Annotated in this window: 16 protein-coding genes; 4 read left to right on the forward strand and 12 right to left on the reverse strand. The window is 61.7% G+C overall.

Features of this window, described 5'->3' with window-relative positions:
- Position 1: 1 nt before the first annotated feature.
- Genes AC1DZ5_RS16655 through AC1DZ5_RS16665 form a run of 3 tightly spaced genes read right to left on the reverse strand, consistent with a single transcriptional unit; the run spans position 2 to position 1,141 of the window.
- Positions 2–157: a DUF3455 domain-containing protein gene (locus tag AC1DZ5_RS16655; RefSeq protein WP_477891028.1), complete on the reverse strand. Its 156-nt coding sequence runs from the start codon at positions 155–157 to the stop codon at positions 2–4.
- Between the two features lie 10 nt (positions 158–167).
- Entirely contained in the window at positions 168–539 is a 372-nt protein-coding gene (locus AC1DZ5_RS16660) for a c-type cytochrome (RefSeq protein ID WP_477891030.1), read from the reverse strand.
- 5 nt (positions 540–544) lie between these two features.
- On the reverse strand, positions 545–1,141 hold the full coding sequence (locus tag AC1DZ5_RS16665) for a ferritin-like domain-containing protein (protein ID WP_477891032.1): 597 nt from the start codon (positions 1,139–1,141) through the stop codon (positions 545–547).
- Between the two features lie 324 nt (positions 1,142–1,465).
- On the opposite strand from AC1DZ5_RS16665, the gene AC1DZ5_RS16670 reads away from it, so the two are divergent.
- Together AC1DZ5_RS16670 and AC1DZ5_RS16675 are read left to right on the forward strand one after the other, a co-directional pair.
- A complete protein-coding gene (locus AC1DZ5_RS16670; RefSeq protein WP_477891034.1) occupies positions 1,466–2,041 on the forward strand; it encodes an RNA polymerase sigma factor in 576 nt (191 codons plus the stop codon).
- Positions 2,042–2,052: 11 nt separating this feature from the next.
- Complete coding sequence (locus AC1DZ5_RS16675; RefSeq protein WP_477891036.1) at positions 2,053–2,847, forward strand: anti-sigma factor; 795 nt, start codon at positions 2,053–2,055, stop codon at positions 2,845–2,847.
- 43 nt (positions 2,848–2,890) lie between these two features.
- Here the strand turns inward: AC1DZ5_RS16675 and AC1DZ5_RS16680 are convergent, their stop codons facing one another.
- The 4 genes from AC1DZ5_RS16680 to AC1DZ5_RS16695 form a co-directional block, all read right to left on the reverse strand.
- Positions 2,891–3,382, reverse strand: coding sequence for a CBS domain-containing protein (locus AC1DZ5_RS16680; RefSeq protein WP_477891038.1), 492 nt, complete (start codon positions 3,380–3,382; stop codon positions 2,891–2,893).
- A 289-nt stretch (positions 3,383–3,671) separates the two neighbouring features.
- Entirely contained in the window at positions 3,672–4,331 is a 660-nt protein-coding gene (locus AC1DZ5_RS16685) for a cupredoxin domain-containing protein (protein ID WP_477891040.1), read from the reverse strand.
- An 8-nt stretch (positions 4,332–4,339) separates the two neighbouring features.
- A complete protein-coding gene (locus AC1DZ5_RS16690; RefSeq protein WP_477891042.1) occupies positions 4,340–4,786 on the reverse strand; it encodes a group I truncated hemoglobin in 447 nt (148 codons plus the stop codon).
- Positions 4,787–4,810: 24 nt separating this feature from the next.
- Positions 4,811–5,740 (reverse strand): DUF3034 family protein, encoded by a 930-nt coding sequence (locus AC1DZ5_RS16695; RefSeq protein ID WP_477891044.1) that lies wholly within the window; start codon positions 5,738–5,740, stop codon positions 4,811–4,813.
- Between the two features lie 143 nt (positions 5,741–5,883).
- Between AC1DZ5_RS16695 and AC1DZ5_RS16700 the strand changes: the two genes are divergently transcribed.
- Positions 5,884–11,889, forward strand: coding sequence for an alpha-2-macroglobulin family protein (locus tag AC1DZ5_RS16700; RefSeq protein WP_477891046.1), 6,006 nt, complete (start codon positions 5,884–5,886; stop codon positions 11,887–11,889).
- A gap of 139 nt (positions 11,890–12,028) precedes the next feature.
- On the forward strand, positions 12,029–12,952 hold the full coding sequence (locus AC1DZ5_RS16705) for a homing endonuclease associated repeat-containing protein (protein ID WP_477891048.1): 924 nt from the start codon (positions 12,029–12,031) through the stop codon (positions 12,950–12,952).
- A gap of 53 nt (positions 12,953–13,005) precedes the next feature.
- Here AC1DZ5_RS16705 and AC1DZ5_RS16710 read toward each other — a convergent pair whose 3' ends face one another.
- The 5 genes from AC1DZ5_RS16710 to AC1DZ5_RS16730 are packed head-to-tail and all read right to left on the reverse strand — an operon-like array spanning position 13,006 to position 16,780.
- A complete protein-coding gene (locus tag AC1DZ5_RS16710) occupies positions 13,006–13,473 on the reverse strand; it encodes a hypothetical protein (RefSeq protein WP_477891052.1) in 468 nt (155 codons plus the stop codon).
- Positions 13,474–13,533: 60 nt separating this feature from the next.
- Positions 13,534–14,046: a GDYXXLXY domain-containing protein gene (locus AC1DZ5_RS16715; RefSeq protein WP_477891054.1), complete on the reverse strand. Its 513-nt coding sequence runs from the start codon at positions 14,044–14,046 to the stop codon at positions 13,534–13,536.
- Entirely contained in the window at positions 14,043–15,041 is a 999-nt protein-coding gene (locus AC1DZ5_RS16720) for a DUF4401 domain-containing protein (RefSeq protein WP_477891056.1), read from the reverse strand. The genes AC1DZ5_RS16715 and AC1DZ5_RS16720 overlap by 4 nt, the downstream gene beginning before the upstream one ends.
- Entirely contained in the window at positions 15,038–16,045 is a 1,008-nt protein-coding gene (locus tag AC1DZ5_RS16725) for a DUF2157 domain-containing protein (RefSeq protein ID WP_477891058.1), read from the reverse strand. Before AC1DZ5_RS16725 ends, AC1DZ5_RS16720 begins: the two co-directional genes overlap by 4 nt.
- A 15-nt stretch (positions 16,046–16,060) precedes the next feature.
- Entirely contained in the window at positions 16,061–16,780 is a 720-nt protein-coding gene (locus tag AC1DZ5_RS16730) for a hypothetical protein (protein ID WP_477891060.1), read from the reverse strand.
- Positions 16,781–17,207: the final 427 nt, after the last annotated feature.

Genomic DNA, 17,207 nt, shown 5'->3' on the forward strand with positions numbered 1-17,207 from the left:
CTTACATGGCGCGGTAGAAGATGTAGTCCGCCGTGTACTGCACCAGTTGCTTGGCGCCTTCGTTGGCCTGGGCACACGCGGCCTTGAGGGCGGTTCCGCCCAGGGTGGCCACGTGCTGGATGTAGCTCACGCCCTGCAGGTTGAGAGGGACACGCATGTTCAGGGTTTTACTTTCGGGCGGGTGCGGACACAGAGGCCAGGTAGGCCACCACGTCTTCGCGGTCTTGGGGAATGTCCAGGCGGTAGTTCATCTCTTGCCCGGGCACCACGGTTTCGGGGTTGGTCAGCCAGGCTTTGAGCTTGGGCGCGTCCCACACATGGGTGGCGGCGGTCATGGCCTCGGAATAAAAATAGTCCTTGGCCTTGCTCGCCGTGCGGCCCACCACGCCGCGTAGGGCGGGCCCCACGCGGTTGGCATCCAGGCTGTGGCAGGCCACACAGCGGCTCTCGAACAGCGCCTGCCCGCGCGCCACCGATTGGGCCTGGGCGCCAGCTGACAGGCCCAGCAGACCCAAGAGCAACACGCAAGGCAAACGCATACCGATCACGCGCCGAAGGACAAAGCGCCTGCGGGCAACGGACGGCCCAGCGCGTTTTGCAGCAGCGTGTAGTGCATGGTCTCGTCCGCGGCCAGGCGGCCCGCCACCTTGGCCAGGTCTTTGTTGCCAAACGCGGGGATCACACCCAGGTAGGCGTTGATAGCGCCCAGCTCCAGGCGCGCGGCCAGGTCCAGCACATCGCCCTGGTTGCGCAGGGTGTCGGCCTTCAGCGCCTTGGCGTAGTCATCCAGCTTCTTCTCCATCACCGGCGTGCCGCCCAGCTTCTGGATGGTGGCAACGAGTGCATCACGGTGGGCCTTGTGGTCGGCCTGAAAGCGCACGGCCACGTCCAGCACGGGCTTTTGCAGCAGGCCGCTGCCAGCGCCCAGTTGGTAGGCGTTGATGGCTTCGTGCTCCAGGCCCAGCGCCACGTTGAGGATGCTGACGTCCTTGGACGTGTCCCCAGCCATGCCTTGGGCCATGGCATCTTGGCCAGCCAGCAGGGCCACGGCAACCGCAGACAAGGTGCCGGTGCGGCCCATGAAGGCGCGGCGGGAAGGAACAGAAGAGCCAGAAGTGAGGGTTTGAATCAGAGAGGTCATGGTCAGGTCCTTTGAAAAAGTGGGAGACGAAACAGGCGGGACGACATTTGCCGACCCACGCTCTCAATACGCACCCGGCCCCCAGGTTGGATTCAGATTGCCCCACTGCAGCAGTCAAGTTTTGCGAGCCTGAATCCAGCAGGCCTTGCGCTGCGTACTCCTTACAAGCCCAAGGCATCCTCCACCAGGTAATTCAGCATGTTTTTACCCTCTAGCCCCCATCAAACCAGCGCAGGTCGCTCTACTTTTCATAGCAAGTTGCGTGCGTTTGCGCGCAAGCCACGACCGCCCGCGGTGCCACCGCGCTTGCCAGACAATGGCAGCATGCCCCTAGCCAACCACGACGCCCAGCTCATTGCCCTGCTGGACCGCATTGCCCGCCAGGACGACACCGCGCTCAAGGCGCTGTATGACCTGTGTGCGTCCAAGCTCTATGGCCTGGCCCTGCGCGTGGTCACCCGCCGCGAGCTGGCGGAGGACGTGCTGCAAGAAGCCTTTTTGTCCATCTGGCGCTCGGCCGCGGACTACCGCGCCTCGCTGAGCCCGCCCATGGCCTGGCTGGGCATGATCGTGCGCAGCCGCGCGCTGGACATGCTGCGCCGCCGCGCCGCCGACCGCAGCCACCTGACGCAGGAGCTGGACGACACCCTGAGCGACACGCTGGAAGGCGACGCCGCCAACCCCATGGACACCGCGCAGGCCAGCGAACAGGCCTGGGCCCTGCACCAGTGCCTGGGCAAGCTGGAAAGCAAACAGCGCGAGGTGGTGAGCCTGGCCTATGTGCGTGACCTGAGCCACAGCGAACTGGCCCAACAACTGAGCCTGCCGCTGGGCACGGTCAAAACCTGGATCCGCCGCGGGCTGGACCAGCTGCGCCTGTGCATGGCGCGCTTTGCGTAAGGAGCCCCACCATGAACCTCATCCAACACCCCGAACTGCTGGACCGCTTGGCCAGCAGCTACGCCCTGGGCACCTTGCGCGGTGGCGCCCGCCGCCGCTTTGAAACCCTGGCCCGCGAACAAGCCCCCGTGCGCGCCGCCGCCCTCATCTGGCAAAGCCGCCTGGCCAGCCTGAACGAGCTGCAGCCCCAGGCCCAACCCAGCCCCGCCGTGTGGACCCGCATTGACAACCTGATGCAGGGCGAAAAGCAGAGCTCGGCACAGCAAGCTGCGCGTGCGCAAGCCACGTTGGCCGCGGCAGAGCCTGTCGGTCTCTCCGGCTGGCTGCGCAGCCTGACCGTGTGGCGCACCGCCACCGCGGCAGGTGCCTTGGCCACCATCGCCGCCGTATCACTGGGCATCGGCATGCGCCAAGAGCTGGGCGGTGAGATTGCACGCCTGCAAACGCAGCTGCAAAGTGCGCCGCAGATCGAATACGTGGCCGTACTGGCGGACGACAAGGCTGCCGCGTCCATGCTGGTGACGTTTGACCCGAAGGCCAAGAAGCTCACGCTGCAACGCGTGGGTGGCTACCAAGAGGCGGGCGACCGGTCTCTGCAACTCTGGGCCCTACCTCCGGGCGGTGGCCCCAAGTCGCTGGGCGTGCTGGGCAGCGACAAGCTGCTGCACCTGACTGCGGGTGAGAGCGATGTACGCGAAGTGCCCACACTCGCCATCAGCCTGGAACCCAAGGGCGGCGTGCCAAGCGAGACCGGGCCTACGGGGCCGGTGCTGTTCAAGGGAGCATTGATTCAGAAGATGCTGTGATGGGTAGCCGGGGTGCAATGCCCCGGCTGTACCGTCAGAAGCGCTAGTGACTGGCCAGCACCTGCTCCAATTGGGCAAATGTCTGCGCGCGGTCATGGCGAGGCAGCGTCTGGCCAAGTTGGCGCTCCACCTGGGCCTGCGAGATGAGGCCTCGGATGCAAGTGGAGCCATCTTCGGGTGACGTTTCTACGACCAAAAGATGCGGTTGCCCGTGTTGCACCAGGGTTTCAACCACCTCGGCCACGGTGGCTCGGCGCAAGGCCGCCAAAGGCACCGTATCAATCTCGGTAAGCGGTGTCATCAGGTCACCAGCCGTCAACTCGTGGCGCTTCATTTTTCGCTGTTGCACCAGGAGTGTGGGGCGCTCGCCCGCGATGTCTACAAATGTCAAAACGCCATCGACCGCGGGCATGTCGGACACCACAAACAGCAGACGCACGCCCAAGTAAATCATTTTCAACTCGGCCTGATCGAGGGTGGTGTGCGACTGAACGGTGGCTGCGCGCACCTGCGACAAATCGGTAAAAACAGACATGGCCGGTGACGCCAACGTAACCGGTCCGTGCGAATTCAATTGGAATTGAACAATGGGTGTTGCCTTGTGGAGGCGGGAGGTGGCCAACGATGCAGAGGACATGAATGTCTTTCGTAAATTCACCCTTAGCGTCCGGAGAGCCTTGGCTGGGCGGGTGCTAGTCGCCAATGGGCATTGCGAGAGCGACTGGTACTTTTATACGCCTGCGCAGCCACTTGAGCCAGACTATTTACGCAGGTTTTCCTGGGGTTTACCGCGCCTTTGCAAAACGGTTCTACGGCCAAGATGCTTAACTACGCCGCCGTGGCACCACGTCCAGCTGAAACGTCACCTTCGCCGGTGCATGGCTTACGGTCAACACCTGCGGCACCTTCTCCACCAACAGCGCTGCGTGCCACACCTTCAAGGTTGCTGCACCCTCTGGCAGATCTTCCAACACCGCCACGCCATCGGCATTGGTCTTCACCGTCCAGGGTGACTCGGCCACGTACACCACGCCGCTCATGCGGCTGTGGATAAAGCAGCCCAGCAGCGCAGCGCCCGCGGCGCCGGGCTTGTCCATGGTGAACACGGCGGAGCTGGCGGGTTTGCCCTCGGCCTTGCCTTCCAGCAGGGCGGATTGCCCATCGGAGTTGCCGGCGGCCGCGCCCGCGGTGCCGATGCGCACATGGTGGTTCCAGGGATCGGTGTTGGTGAAGCGCACGCGGGCGCCCACGGCCACCACGGTGACAGCGGGCACAAACTGCTGCTTCTCTTGGTTCACCACGGCGCTGTTGGGCAGCGGCGTTTTGGGCTGACCCTTGCCGCTGGGCACCACCACCACCACGGCATCGGGCGTGGGTTTGCCATCGCGGTCCAGCACCATTACCTCCAACGTGCCCGCGGCGGCCAAGCCGCACGCCGCCAATGCGGCCAGGGCCAGTGGCGCTTTGAACAAACGGTTGCGCATGGCCGGGCTCATTGGGCAGTGATCACATCACGGTGCATGGGTGCTAGGCGTGCCAGCAGCTGGTTTTGCGTAGTGAACGGAATGCCGCGCGCATCCATGGCGCCCTGCAGCACCTCCACCAGCGCATTGAACTGCGCCTTGTTGATCTCCATGCCTGCGTGGGCGGCCTTCATGTCGGCGCCCTGGTATTTGCAGGGCCCGCCGCTCACCACGCAAAACTGGTCCACCAGCTGCTCTTGCAAATACTTGGCGTTGGTGTCTTTGAACTGCGCGCCAATGCGGCTGTCGGCCTTCAGCGCTTGCACAAACACCTCCATCAGCGCCTCCAGGCCGGACTTGGCGCCCAGCGCCTGGTACAGCGTGTCGTTCTGCTTGTGGGCGGCGCTTTGGGCCATGGCGGGCAGAGCAGCCAGGCCCAGGGTGGCCATGGCCAGGGCGATGAATAGTTTTTTCATGACAGTTCCTATGAATGTGAGTGCTTAGAACGCGAACTGGGCAGACAGGTAGAAACCGGTCTGGCTGCGGTTGGCGGTGATGGCGGGCAGGACGCGGCCCAGGTCCAGATAGGCCAGGGTGACGGAGGCGTGCTTGTTGGGCGCCCAGGCCACGAACACGTCTTGCCAGGCGTCTTCGGCCAAGCCGCTGGACAAGCCGGATGCGCGGCCCAGGGCTTCCAGGTTGTTGGGCTTGACGCGGTATTCGGCGCCCACCGCGAGGTTTTTGCTCAGCAAATAGGCCACCGACACCTCGGGCATCCAGCTGCCTTCGTTCTTGCCCGGAGCCTTGCTGCCAAAGCCCAGCAGGCCGTTTTGGTTGGCATTGGTGTAGCGCAGCGTGCCATTCACCAGCAGGCTTTGGCCCAAAAACAGCTTGGTGGCGCTGACATAGAAGTCGGTGCCGGTGTTTTTGGCACCCAGAAAGTCCAGCACCGGGGTGATGGAGCCCGCGTCCACCGACTTTTGCTCCACACCCACGGCGATCTGCGGCATCCAGCTGTCGCTGTCCAGCACGGCGTCACCGGCAATTTTCACCTTCAGGCCCAACACATCCATCTTCACGTGCTGGCCGGCCTGCACGTTGAAGCCAAGGCCGTTCAGCGCGGTGGCGGGGGATGCGTCAAAGTCCTGCCGCGCCAGGGATACTTCCACCCGGTCTTTGAAGCCCACGGCCACCCCCATGGTGTTGAGGCTGTAGTCCTGCGTGGCGGCGCGGCTCACGTGGGCAGAGAAGCCCACTTCGCCTTCGGTGGCGTTGGTGCCAATGACGGCCCAGGGCGTCAGGCCCCCGCCGGCAGCGCCGTCGATGGAGCTGACGCCCCCGGTGAGCAAAAGTTTGCCGGTATCGGCGTACGTCAGGCCGCTGCACAGGCAGGCGGCACTGAGCAGCAGTGCGGTACGAAGGTGGTTCATGGGGCGTCCAATCGGTCAGGGTTGAAGGGGGTGCGCAGGCACATGCGTTGCGGCTTGTTACAGGTACGCAGCGCGGAAACGGTTGGATTCAATTGGTTTCAATTTTTTTCGGCTACGCTCCATGCTGCTTTTCGGGAGCCTGCGTGAAATACCAAAAAATCATCGTCGCCTGCGGCCTGGCCGCATCCTCTTGGGCCGCCCTGGCCCTGCAAATCACCAGTCTGTCCCCCCAGGGCGAAGTCGCCCAGGTGCGCCAGGTGGTGGCCAAATTTGACGAAAGTGCCGTCAACTTTGGCGACCCCAAGGCCGAAGCGCCGCTGACGCTGAGCTGCAGCGACGCCCAGGTGACCAAGGGCACGGGCCGCTGGGTGAACGACCGGGTGTGGGCGTTTGACTTTGAGAACGACCTGCCCCCGGGCATCAGCTGCACGGTGCAGGCCAAGGCAGGCTTCAAATCACCCAAAGGCGCTGAGCTGGCCGGCGCGACCAGCTACAAATTCAATAGCGGCGGCCCGTTTGTGCAAAACATCCGCCCCTACTCGGGCAGCCGCATTGACGAAGAGCAGTTTTTCACCCTGCGCCTGAATGGCGCGGCCACGCTAGAGAGCGTGCAGGCCAATGTGTGGTGCGCGGTGGAAGGTCTGGGCGAGCGTGTGGCGGTGCGCCTGCTGAGCGGCAAGGAACGCGATGGCCTGCTGCAAGCCCAGGGCATGGAGAACGAGGCCAAGGCCAACCCCCTGTCCATCGTCACGCTGGCGTGCAACCGCAAGTTGTCATCGTCGGCCAAGGTGCAGATCGTGTTTGGCAAGGGCGTGACGACGCCGGCGCGCGGCGGCGCGGCCACCGGGGTGCCTAATAGCGTGGAGAAGCGCTTCAACTTCCAGGTGCGCGAGCCGTTTGCCGCCACCTTCAACTGCGAGCGCGAAAACGCGCAGAGCGCCTGCCTGCCGATTCGCCCCATGACGTTGAACTTCAACGCCCCCGTGCCGGTGAAGCTGTTGCAAGGCATTCGCCTGAAAAGCGGCAAAGACACCATCAAGCCCGACCTGGCCGAGCAAGGCGATGGCGACGACGTGGTGAACGGCATTTCGTTTGCCGCCCCGTTTACCGAGCAAACCCAGTTCAGCATCGAGCTGCCCAAGGATTTCAAGGACGCATCGGGCCGCGCGCTGCGCAATGCGGACAGCTTCCCGCTCAAGGTGGCCACGGGCTCCATGCCACCACTGGCCAAGTTTGCTGCGTCACCGTTTGGCATCGTGGAACGCTTTGCCGAGCCCAATGGCGTGGCCCTGCTGCCAGTCACGCTGCGCAATGTGGAAGCCGCCCTGAATGTGAAAGGGCTAAACGCCGAGCAAGGCAAGCCCACCGCGCCCAAAGCACCGGCCGGCAAGGTCAGCACCTTCCAGCCCGGCACCGACGCCGAGATCATTGCCTGGTGGCGTAAGCTCCAGCGCTACGACGCCTACACCGTGTCGCGCAAGCAGGCCGCGGCCGACGTGCAGGGCCCGTTGCCCAAGATCGTGAGCGACCAAGACAAATACGGTGTGCAGACGCGCATGCTGTCGCTCTTGCAGGGCCAGGCCAGTGTGAAAACGCTGGACCTGCCCAAGCCCGAGAACAACGACCCGCGCCCGTTTGAGGTGGTGGGCATTCCGCTGCCACCCGGCTTCCACGTGGTGGAGATTGCATCGCAAAAGCTGGGCACGAGCCTGTTGGACGAACGCCATGGCGCAGCCCGCACGATGTATGTGCGCACCTCGGCCCTGGTGACCAACCTGGGCGTGCACTTCAAGCTGGGGCGTGAGAACGCGCTGGCCTGGGTTACCTCGCTGGACAAGGGCACACCTGTGGCCGGCGCCACCGTGCGCGTGTCGGACTGCCGCGGCAAGGAAGTCGCCACCGGCGTGACCAATGCCCAGGGCATTGCCAACCTCAGCGGCATCTCACCCCAGCCCCCGCACTGCAGCGGTGAGGAAGGCTACAGCTCAGCCTACTTTGTGAGCGCACGCGCGACCCAGCCTGCGGGCGACGGCAAGGGCACGGTGCAAGACCTGGCCTTTACCTGGAGCGACTGGAACCGTGGCATCGAGCCTTGGCGTTTCAATCTGCCCACCAGCCGCGACGTGGTGCCCGACGAACGCGCCCACACCATCTTCGACCGCACGCTGCTGCGTGTGGGCGAGACCGTATCGATGAAGCACTTGCTGCGCACCGAAACATCCAAGGGCTTTGACCTGCCCGCCAAACAGCCCGACACCCTGCTGATTACCCATGTGGGTAGCGGTCAGCAGTACGAGATGGACCTGAAGTGGCGCAAGACCGCCACGGGCGGTCTGAGTGCGGAAAACACGTTCTCCATCCCGCCCGGTGCCAAGCTGGGCGTGTACCAGGTGCAGCTGACCGGCGGCACGCGCGACCAAGACTTTTACACCGGCCAGTTCCGCGTAGAAGAGTTCCGCCTGCCGGTGCTGGAAGGCCGGGTCACACCCACCGAGAAGAAAGCACTGGTGAGCGTAGACAAGGTGCCCGTGGACGTGCAGATCAATTACGTATCGGGCGGCGGTGCGGTGAACCTGCCGGTGCGTGTATCGGCCCTCGTGCGTGCCAAGTCGCTCAACTACGCAGACTTCAGCGAGTTCAATTTCTCCGCGCCGCGCGGTGCGCGTGAGGTGTCCAACGGCGAAGGCGAGGAAGACGCCAACGCGGGCTCTGACGCCCGCGTGATTGCCGACAAGCTGCCGATCACGCTGGACAAGAACGGCGCGGGCAAGGTAGCCATCGACAAGGTTCCCAAGAGCCGCCAACCGCAAGACCTGCTGCTGGAGGCCACCTACTCCGACCCCAATGGCGAAGTGCAAACCATCCGCAGCACGCAGACGCTGTGGCCCGCCGCTGTGGTGGCTGGCATCAAGACCGAAGGCTGGGTGTCCAGCAGCCAGAAGATCAAATTCCAGGCGCTGGCGCTGGACCTGACTGGCAAACCACAGACAGGCGTGGCGCTGGAAGTAAAAGCCACCGCCCGCATCACCACCACCACGCGCAAGCGCATGGTGGGCGGCTTCTACACCTACGACAACAAAACCAGCACCAAGGAAATGGGCAGCGTGTGCAGCGGCAAGAGCGATTCGCGCGGCCTGCTGCTCTGCGAAACCGAACTTAACGAAGCCGGCGAAGTGGAGCTGGTGGTGACCGCCAAAGACGCATCTGGCAACACCATCCAGGCCGCCAGCAGCGTGTATGTCACCAAGCAGGGGGAACTCTGGTTTGGTGGCGAGAACACCGACCGCATCGACCTGCTGCCTGAAAAGAAGAGCTACCAACCCGGAGAGACCGCCAAGTTCCAGGTGCGCATGCCCTTCCGCTTTGCCACGGCCTTGGTGGCGGTGGAACGCGAAGGCATTGTGCAGACCGAGGTGGTGCAGCTCAACGGGCAAGACCCCACCATTAGCCTGAAGATTCAGGAAGGCTGGGGCCCCAATGTGTATGTAAGCGCATTGGTGCTGCGCGGCCGCCTGCGTGAGGTGCCGTGGTACAGCTTCTTCACCTGGGGCTACAAGGCCCCGCGTGAGTGGTGGACCAGCTTCTGGTACGAGGGACGCGAGTACGTGGCGCCCACCGCGCTGGTGGATTTGAGCAAACCCGCGTTCCGCCTGGGTGTGGCCGAAATTCGCGTAGGCACCAAGGCGCATGAACTGGCCGTGAGCGTGAAAGCCGACAAGGAAAGCTACGCCGTGCGCAGCCAAGCCAAAGTCACTATCACCGTGAAGCTACCCAATGGCCAGCCCGCGGCCAATGCCGAAGTGGCCCTGGCCGCCGTGGACCAGGCCCTACTGGAACTGATGCCCAACAGCAGCTGGAACCTGCTGGACGCGATGCTGCAGCGCCGAAGCTGGGGCGTGGAAACGTCCACCGCACAAATGGAAATCATCGGCCGGCGCCACTATGGCCGCAAGGCCGTGGCGCCCGGCGGTGGCGGTGGCCACAGCGGTGCGCGTGAGCTGCTGGAAACCCTGCTGCTGTGGAACCCCAGCGTGAAGCTGGACGCCAACGGCCAGGCCGTGGTCACCGTGCCGCTGAACGATGCACTGACCACCTTCAAGATCGTGGCGGTGGCTGATGCGTTCACCGGCATGTTTGGCACCGGCTCCACTAGCATCCGCGCCACGCAAGATTTGCAGATCATCAGCGGCCTGCCACCCATGGTGCGCGAGGACGACCAGTTCCGCGCGCAGTTGACCCTGCGCAACACCACCAAACAGGCCATGAAGGTGCTGGTGACGCCGCGCGCCACGCTGCTGGACCTGCCACCGCAAACCGTAGACATTCCTGCGGGCGATGCCCGTGAGGTAGCGTGGAATGTGACCGCACCCGCACAGCTGGCGCTGACGCGCAACGAAGCTATCCTGTGGGAGATTGAAGCCAAGGACACCATCACTGGCGCGCGCGACGCGCTGAAGGCGCGCCAACGCATCGTGCCCGCCGTACCGCTGACAGTGCAGCAGGCCACGCTGGTACAGATTGACGGCCCGCTGACCCTGGACGTGAACGCCCCCGCTGACGCCCTGCCCGGCCGCGGCGGCTTGAAGATGGCGCTGCAACCCAAGCTGGCTGAAGGCCTGCCAGGCGTGCGTGACTGGTTTGCGCTATATCCCTTTGCCTGCCTGGAGCAAAAGACCAGCAAGAGCGTGGGCCTGCGTGACGGCAAGCTGTGGCAAACCGTGGCCACGCAAATCCCGAGCTACCTGGACAGCGATGGCTTAGCCAACTACTTCCCCCCGCGCGATGGCGAGGCCAACCGCGGCAGCGACACGCTGACGGCCTACCTGCTGGCCGCCACACATGAAGCGTCCACCATCAACCCCGCATTTGCACTGAGCGACGAGATTCGTGCGCCCATGGAGCGTGGCTTGATCGCGTTTGTGGAAGGCCGCATCCAGCGCGAGTTCTGGAGCCCGCGCAAGGACCTGGACATGCGCAAGCTGGCCGCCATCGAAGCGCTGTCGCGCTACGGCAAGGCACAGGGCCGCATGGTCAACAGCATCACCATTGCGCCCAACCAGTGGCCCACGCACGCGGTGATTGATTGGCTCAACATCCTGAAACGCGTGAACGACGTGCCCGAGCGCGACAAGCGCATCGCCGAGGCCAACCAGATCCTGCGCAGCCGCATCAGCTACCAGGGCACCAAGATGGTCTTCAGTAGCGAGAAGGACGACTACTGGTGGTGGCTGATGCAAAACGGCGACGTGAACACTGCCCGCCTGATCCTCAGCGTGATGGACGACCCGGCCTGGAAAGACGACATGGGCCGACTGGCCAACGGCTTCATCAGCCGCCAGCAAAACGGCGCCTGGCACACCACCACGGCCAACCTGTGGGGCGGCCTGGCACTGGAGAAATTCAGCGCCAAGTTTGAAGCCGTGCCGGTGGCCGGCAGCACCAAGGCCTCCATGAGCACGGGCGCGGCCAGCGTGGACTGGAGCAAGGTGGAGCGCATCAAGACTACGGATGCATCCGGCGCTGCGCACCAGACCTCCATCTTTGGTGCACCCGCATCACCGGGCAACCTGAAGAACAACACCATGTTCTTGCCCTGGGGAACTACCGCCGCCAAAGACACGCTGAACGTGACCCACCAAGGCGCCGGCAAGCCCTGGCTCACGCTGCAGTCGGTGGCCGCGGTGCAGCTGAAGGCGCCGTTCTTTGCGGGCTACCAGATCAAGAAGACCATCACCCCCGTGGAGCAGGCCAACAAGAACCTGCCCGCCGGTAGCTACACACGTGGTGACGTGCTGCGCATCAGCATCGAAGTGAACGCCAGCGCCGACATGACCTGGGTCGCCATCACCGACCCCGTGCCTGGCGGCGCCACCATCCTGGGTAGCGGCCTGGGCCGCGACAGCGAGATTGCCACGCAGGGCGAGAAGAAAGAAGGCTACGGCTGGGCCGCGTTCGAAGAGCGCAGTTTTGAGTCCTTCCGCAGCTACTACGAGTACCTGCCCAAAGGCGTGGTGAAGATGGAATACACCATCCGCCTGAACAACGTGGGCGAGTTCTCGCTGCCACCCTCACGCGTGGAAGCTATGTACGCACCGGAGATGTTTGGGGAGACGCCTAATGTGAAGGTAAAGGTGGAGGCGGCGAAGTGAGGCCAGTCGTGGCGATGTGACATCGAGGCTTACTCCAACTCAGTATTAAGAGTGACTGCGATTCATTTAGTGAAACAATCGCGTGCAACGAGTCACGATTTTTCGCGGTCAAGACATCGACCCTCGGTGCGGAGGCAATATGAAATTCAAGCTCAACGAATATCGACAAGGCGTAGCCGATGATGAACTACTTGCAGACGTCAAACGGGTTGCAAATGTTGTTGGAGATCGCTATTTGTCGCATGCCCTCTACAGATCTCAGGGCAAGTATTCCGAGGGCACGTTCAGAAAGCGATTCGGATCATGGCCGGAAGTTCTTGCGAAACTGGGTTTGCGAACTGAAAAACACGACAGTGAGATGAAACGCATTTCTGATGAAGCGATGATCAGCGACTTGATACGTGTCGCGGAGCTTCTGGACAAAAGAGTTGTTACCTCTACTGACTACAGCAAAAACGGAAACTTCTCACTTCCAACTGTTACGGAGAGATTTGGAACCTGGGCTAGTTTTGTTTCAAGAGCCTGTCTCGAACCAACGGGGCATCTCAGGAATGTAAGTACCGAGGATTTGTTCTTGGAGATAGAGAGGATTTGGACCACTCTGGGCAATCAGCCAACCACAACCGACATGAAGAAGGGGATTTCCAGATATTCCCTTGAAACTTTCACTAGAAGGTTTGGAGGCTGGAGAGGTGCATTGTCGGCATTCATCGAATACGTTAATGCGGAAGATGATGAAGAGATCAATGTTGATGAGCCGCCACCATCTCATCAACCTCAGAAACAAAACCCAGTTACTTCGAAAGCAAGAGTTTCAACGAAGCGCACATCAAGAAATATCAATGTGAAACTGAGGTTCACCGTATTGCAGTCGGATAGTTTTCGTTGCCGCTCATGCGGAGCATCTCCCGCGAGAAATCCTGAAATTGAGCTGCATGTTGATCACATCGTACCGTGGTCTAAAGGTGGTGAAACTGAGGTCCAGAATCTTCAAACACTTTGCTCTAAATGCAATTTAGGCAAGAGTAACCATGAGTTCATTTCTCAAAGTGAGAGTGCCTAGTTTTTGTAAGTTGAGCCCCAAACCCGCTCCCGCCGTCTGGCTCAATTTGGACACTAGACCTGCAACACCACCCCACTAAACCGCAGGTGGTGCAAGCACTCCCGCAAAATCACCATCGCCGCATAAAACTCCGGCGCCGTAGGCAAGGCCTCGTGCGCGCTGGGGCGCCCCTGGCTCACCATGGCGATGCGGTTGAATAGGTCTTCCACTTCTTCCAAATTCCATCGCAACACGGTATCCGGCACAGCACCCACACCTTGCAGAATCAGCGCAGCACCTGACCCGCGCAGTTGCAACTGCTCCGTGCGCACCAGCTTGGCGGCCAAGGGCATTATCACGTCTTCGGTCTGCTCGATAGCGTGCTCAATGTCCAGAGGTGTGGGTGGTGTGTGGCGCATCCATTGGCGCGCCAGCGATGCGGTGCCCAGAGGAAGGTCTTGCTGGAGGACAACACGGTCGTCTTGGGTACACAGCACGCTGCTGCTATTGGCGCCGAGCTGGAGAGTGGTTTTTGCTGTCATAGGGCGCCCTTATTCGCAGGTCTTCGCGCAGTGGGCTATATACAAACGCCGTGTGGGACCTTACAGCGCCATCAAGGCGTCATCACGCAATCCCACTAAGACCGCCTCGCCGCTGCGGCGGTCGACCCTAAACTCTCCGTAGCGGGCGCTGCTGAAGCGTTCGGCATCCCCCTCCTGAAAGAAAAAAGCGTTGGTACCCAGCCAGACTTGGCCGTTGCGAACGCGGTAGCGCAGCTTGAGTGGGAGCGCCGATTCGGCTGCGCCAAGGGTGGCCACGTGGTCGGATGCCAGTGCTACGCTGACCCAGCGCACTTCACCTTCGCGTGGCGACTGTGCGGGGTTGCTGGCGTTGGCAGCAAGTGACATCTCCAGCTCTTGTACCAACGCAAAACGCAAAGCCATGTAATCCCCCTGCATCAACGAGCGGGGATCTACCGGGACGAGCTGTAGGTAGACGATTTCGCCGTCACTCTTAATGCGTTCTTTGCCGTAAATGGCATAGTTCACCGCGCCCAGTACCAGCAACGTACCGAACAGTATCAATAGGCGCGCAGCCGTAAAGTGTTTGTTCATGGTTTCGTTTCCGGTGTGGCCTTGGTGACTGCACGTGAGGCCAGCAACAGTGCCACCCCCAACGCGATCATCAGCAGGGACTTGAGCAACAAGCTCGTTCCAAGCACATAGTAAAAGTGAGAGATGTGCAGCAGCACCGCAAGGATGCAGGCTCCCATCAGCGCACGGCTGCGCAGGGCAAAGGCCGCTGCCACGGCGCCCAATGCTGCGCCGGCCGACAGCATGGGCCATAAGGCCAGCCCGTTGAGTTGCACTTCTGCACCATGACCCCACCAGACAAGATTCTCGAAGGGCTGCGACGCAATCGTGGCGAATGCCAGGCCAATGATCAGGCCCTGCAGCACCGGGCGCGTCATCGCTGCCCAGCCGCGCGCTACCCATTGCGCCTCGGTGCGCACCAGCCACCACAAGACCCCCAGCATTGGCCCCCACGCCAGTGCCCAGCCGAGTAAGGCTGCGCCACGCGAAGGACTCACGTAAGTCGAGCTATTCCACCTTGGTTCGCCGAACAAGCCAAAACGCAACATCATGGCCCAGGCGATCATGGCAAACAGCGTTGACATGCTGCGGTGCAGAGGGTTGGGCATCACCAGCACCATCACCACTTGCAGCGCGACGGCGGTGCCAGCAATGACAGCGATGCTTTGGTTGTCTTCATTAAGCGCAAACAGCATCAAGCACTGCCCAGCGACAGACAACGCGAGTGCCAGTTGTGAGGTAAAAGTGCCCTCGCGATCCACCTTGAACAAACCCCAGGCGCAGGCCAATAGCGCCAGAGCACTGATGGCCTGCGCGCTCGGCGAGTCGGGACTAAACACCAGCGCCACAAAAACCAGCATGAAGGCCCCTGCAAGCCAGCCGCTGACACCAAGTAGAAGGCTGATGTACCAGGGGCGTGGTGTACCAGGCTCAATGGAGGCCAGCGTTGCGTCAGCAGGGGCGAGGCCGCGTGTTTGCAACGCACTCAGCAGTTCTTGTGGATTCAGGGCCTTCATGCGTGAACCTCCCGCTTTGCCGCGACTTGCCACGCTCGCACCCAGTGCATCAACAGCATGCCCGCCGCCGTGGACGTACCGATGAGCCAGAACGCCACCATGAAGAAGGCGCCGACGTCATGGAACTGTATGGTCTTGATGAGCCAAGTGGTCGAGATGGCGATCCAACTGGCTGCGATCAAGGCGATATTGAACACGTCACGGCGTCGCTTCCAGGTCAGCACGGCGAGAGACGCGCAGATCAGCGAAAAAACCAGCATCACGGGTGTACCTGGATTGCCGCTGCGGCTGAGCACATTTATACACGCGGCCGTTCCGTAGGCCATGCCGAAACTTGTTAGCAGGCGCACCAGCCACTGGGGCGCGGCTGGCGCAAAGCGTGTGTTAGCCACAGCGCTGAACACCGCTGCGGCGGCGAAGTTGATCAAACAGGGCAGCATCAACAAGTCGGCGTGGCCGACGCCCCAGCCGTCGAGCAGACGCCAAAACACGTGGCCACTGCCCAACCAACCAAAGAGCAGGGCCAGGCCCACATTCAGCACACACCACCACAGTGCCCACAGCGCACCCGATCTGCCTGCCAGGGCAAACGGCAAACTCAATGCCGCCCAGGTGAAAAAGAGTTCATGCACGTCTGCACCAGTTTGGTAGGACTGACCAAAAAGCGCCAGCACGGCACCGGTCAGCAGTGTGGCCAATAGCAACCCTGCTTGGCCTAGCGGCTGGGGTGGTGCCCGCCATAGCGCCACAGCAACCCCTAAGAGCAGACCTGACTGCAGCAGCACAAAGCGGCCCAGCACGCCATAGTCTTGCCAGTTCGCAGCCACAAAAAACAGCACGCCTGCACCGAGTGCCCCCAGGCCGGCACCGCGCAGCAATTGCGCTAAAAAGTACCGCCACTCAAGGGCGTCGGGCCGACTTCCGCTGAGGCCGAGTACTAGCCCCACCCCCTCTGCGTCGAGTTGCTGCTGCTGGCAAAAAGTGTCAAACGAATGTCGGTTCATAACGCATAGATCCATTCATTGTTGCACCAGCGTGCGGTAAGACGGAACGGCCGCGAATGCGTCCGCAGGCTTGCTGAATTCCACCGCGCGGCTACTGGCATCCTGCAATGCCACTGCCCATTTCTTCAGGCGCTCGATGAATGCTTTCTTTTCCGCAGACGCCTTAATGGCATCCGCCTGCCAGTCCGCGAGATAAGTACCCCTGACCCCCAACACACTGGCGAGCACACGGAGGTCAAGGATATACAAGCGTCCACCACTGCGACTTTGCGTAATACGGATGGCGAAGTTCGTTCCTTCACTTTTTGAAGGGTCAGAAGCGTTCGCGTCAATGGTCAAACAGTTGTCATACAGGCTTGCACCTTTGTTGACCGACACGATATGCGCGCCCGCACACGGCGAGCCTCCCATGTAAAGGTTGTCCCCCGTAGAGGTCAGGTTGACCAGGACCGACATGGAAGCAACAGCAGTACCTGTGGCATCTACCTGCAGCAGGGTCACCTCACCATGGCGAAGGGAGTCTGCGGCCCCCAGTGTGTCCGCTATGCTGGTTTCGATCTTCACCAACCGCCATGCGCCTGTGTCCAAGTACATCGGATAACCGCTGATCGTTGTCGAAGCAGCAATTTCACTCCCCTTTTTCATTGGCACGGGTTTGCCATCCTTGAATAAATCCGCAGCAAGAACCGAGGACGTGGCTAAGGTGAAAACCAGAAAAGTACCGACCAAACGCATATAGCTCCCTAATGAATCAACGCCTCACGTTATTTGACCTCATGGTCAGCTACTTGATCGCTTTGGAAGTCCCGGTCGCACTCTCGTTGCGTCCCCGTACTCCACGACAACCGAGGAAATATGCGGCAACCCATGCGCCGAATGCACCGGTTAGAGCTCCGAAAATGCTGAGTTCTGGTGAGAAAGGGCGGTCTGCGCTGCCAACAACAACCGGCAGGACGTACATGATTGCAGCACCGACAAGCCCCCCCAGGACGGCAGCTGACTGTTGTGGCATTGGTAGGCGACAAGCGAGCGCAAATAGCACTGGCCCAAGACAGAGACTGGTGGGAACCGCAATGAAACCCGCAAACAGCCAGATTGCGGGACTTGCAAAGAGCACATCGACGGGACTGGTCCAGAACCCACTCGGTTGGACCAGCTCGGC

This window comes from Rhodoferax sp. P1_F3, from assembly GCF_056405715.1.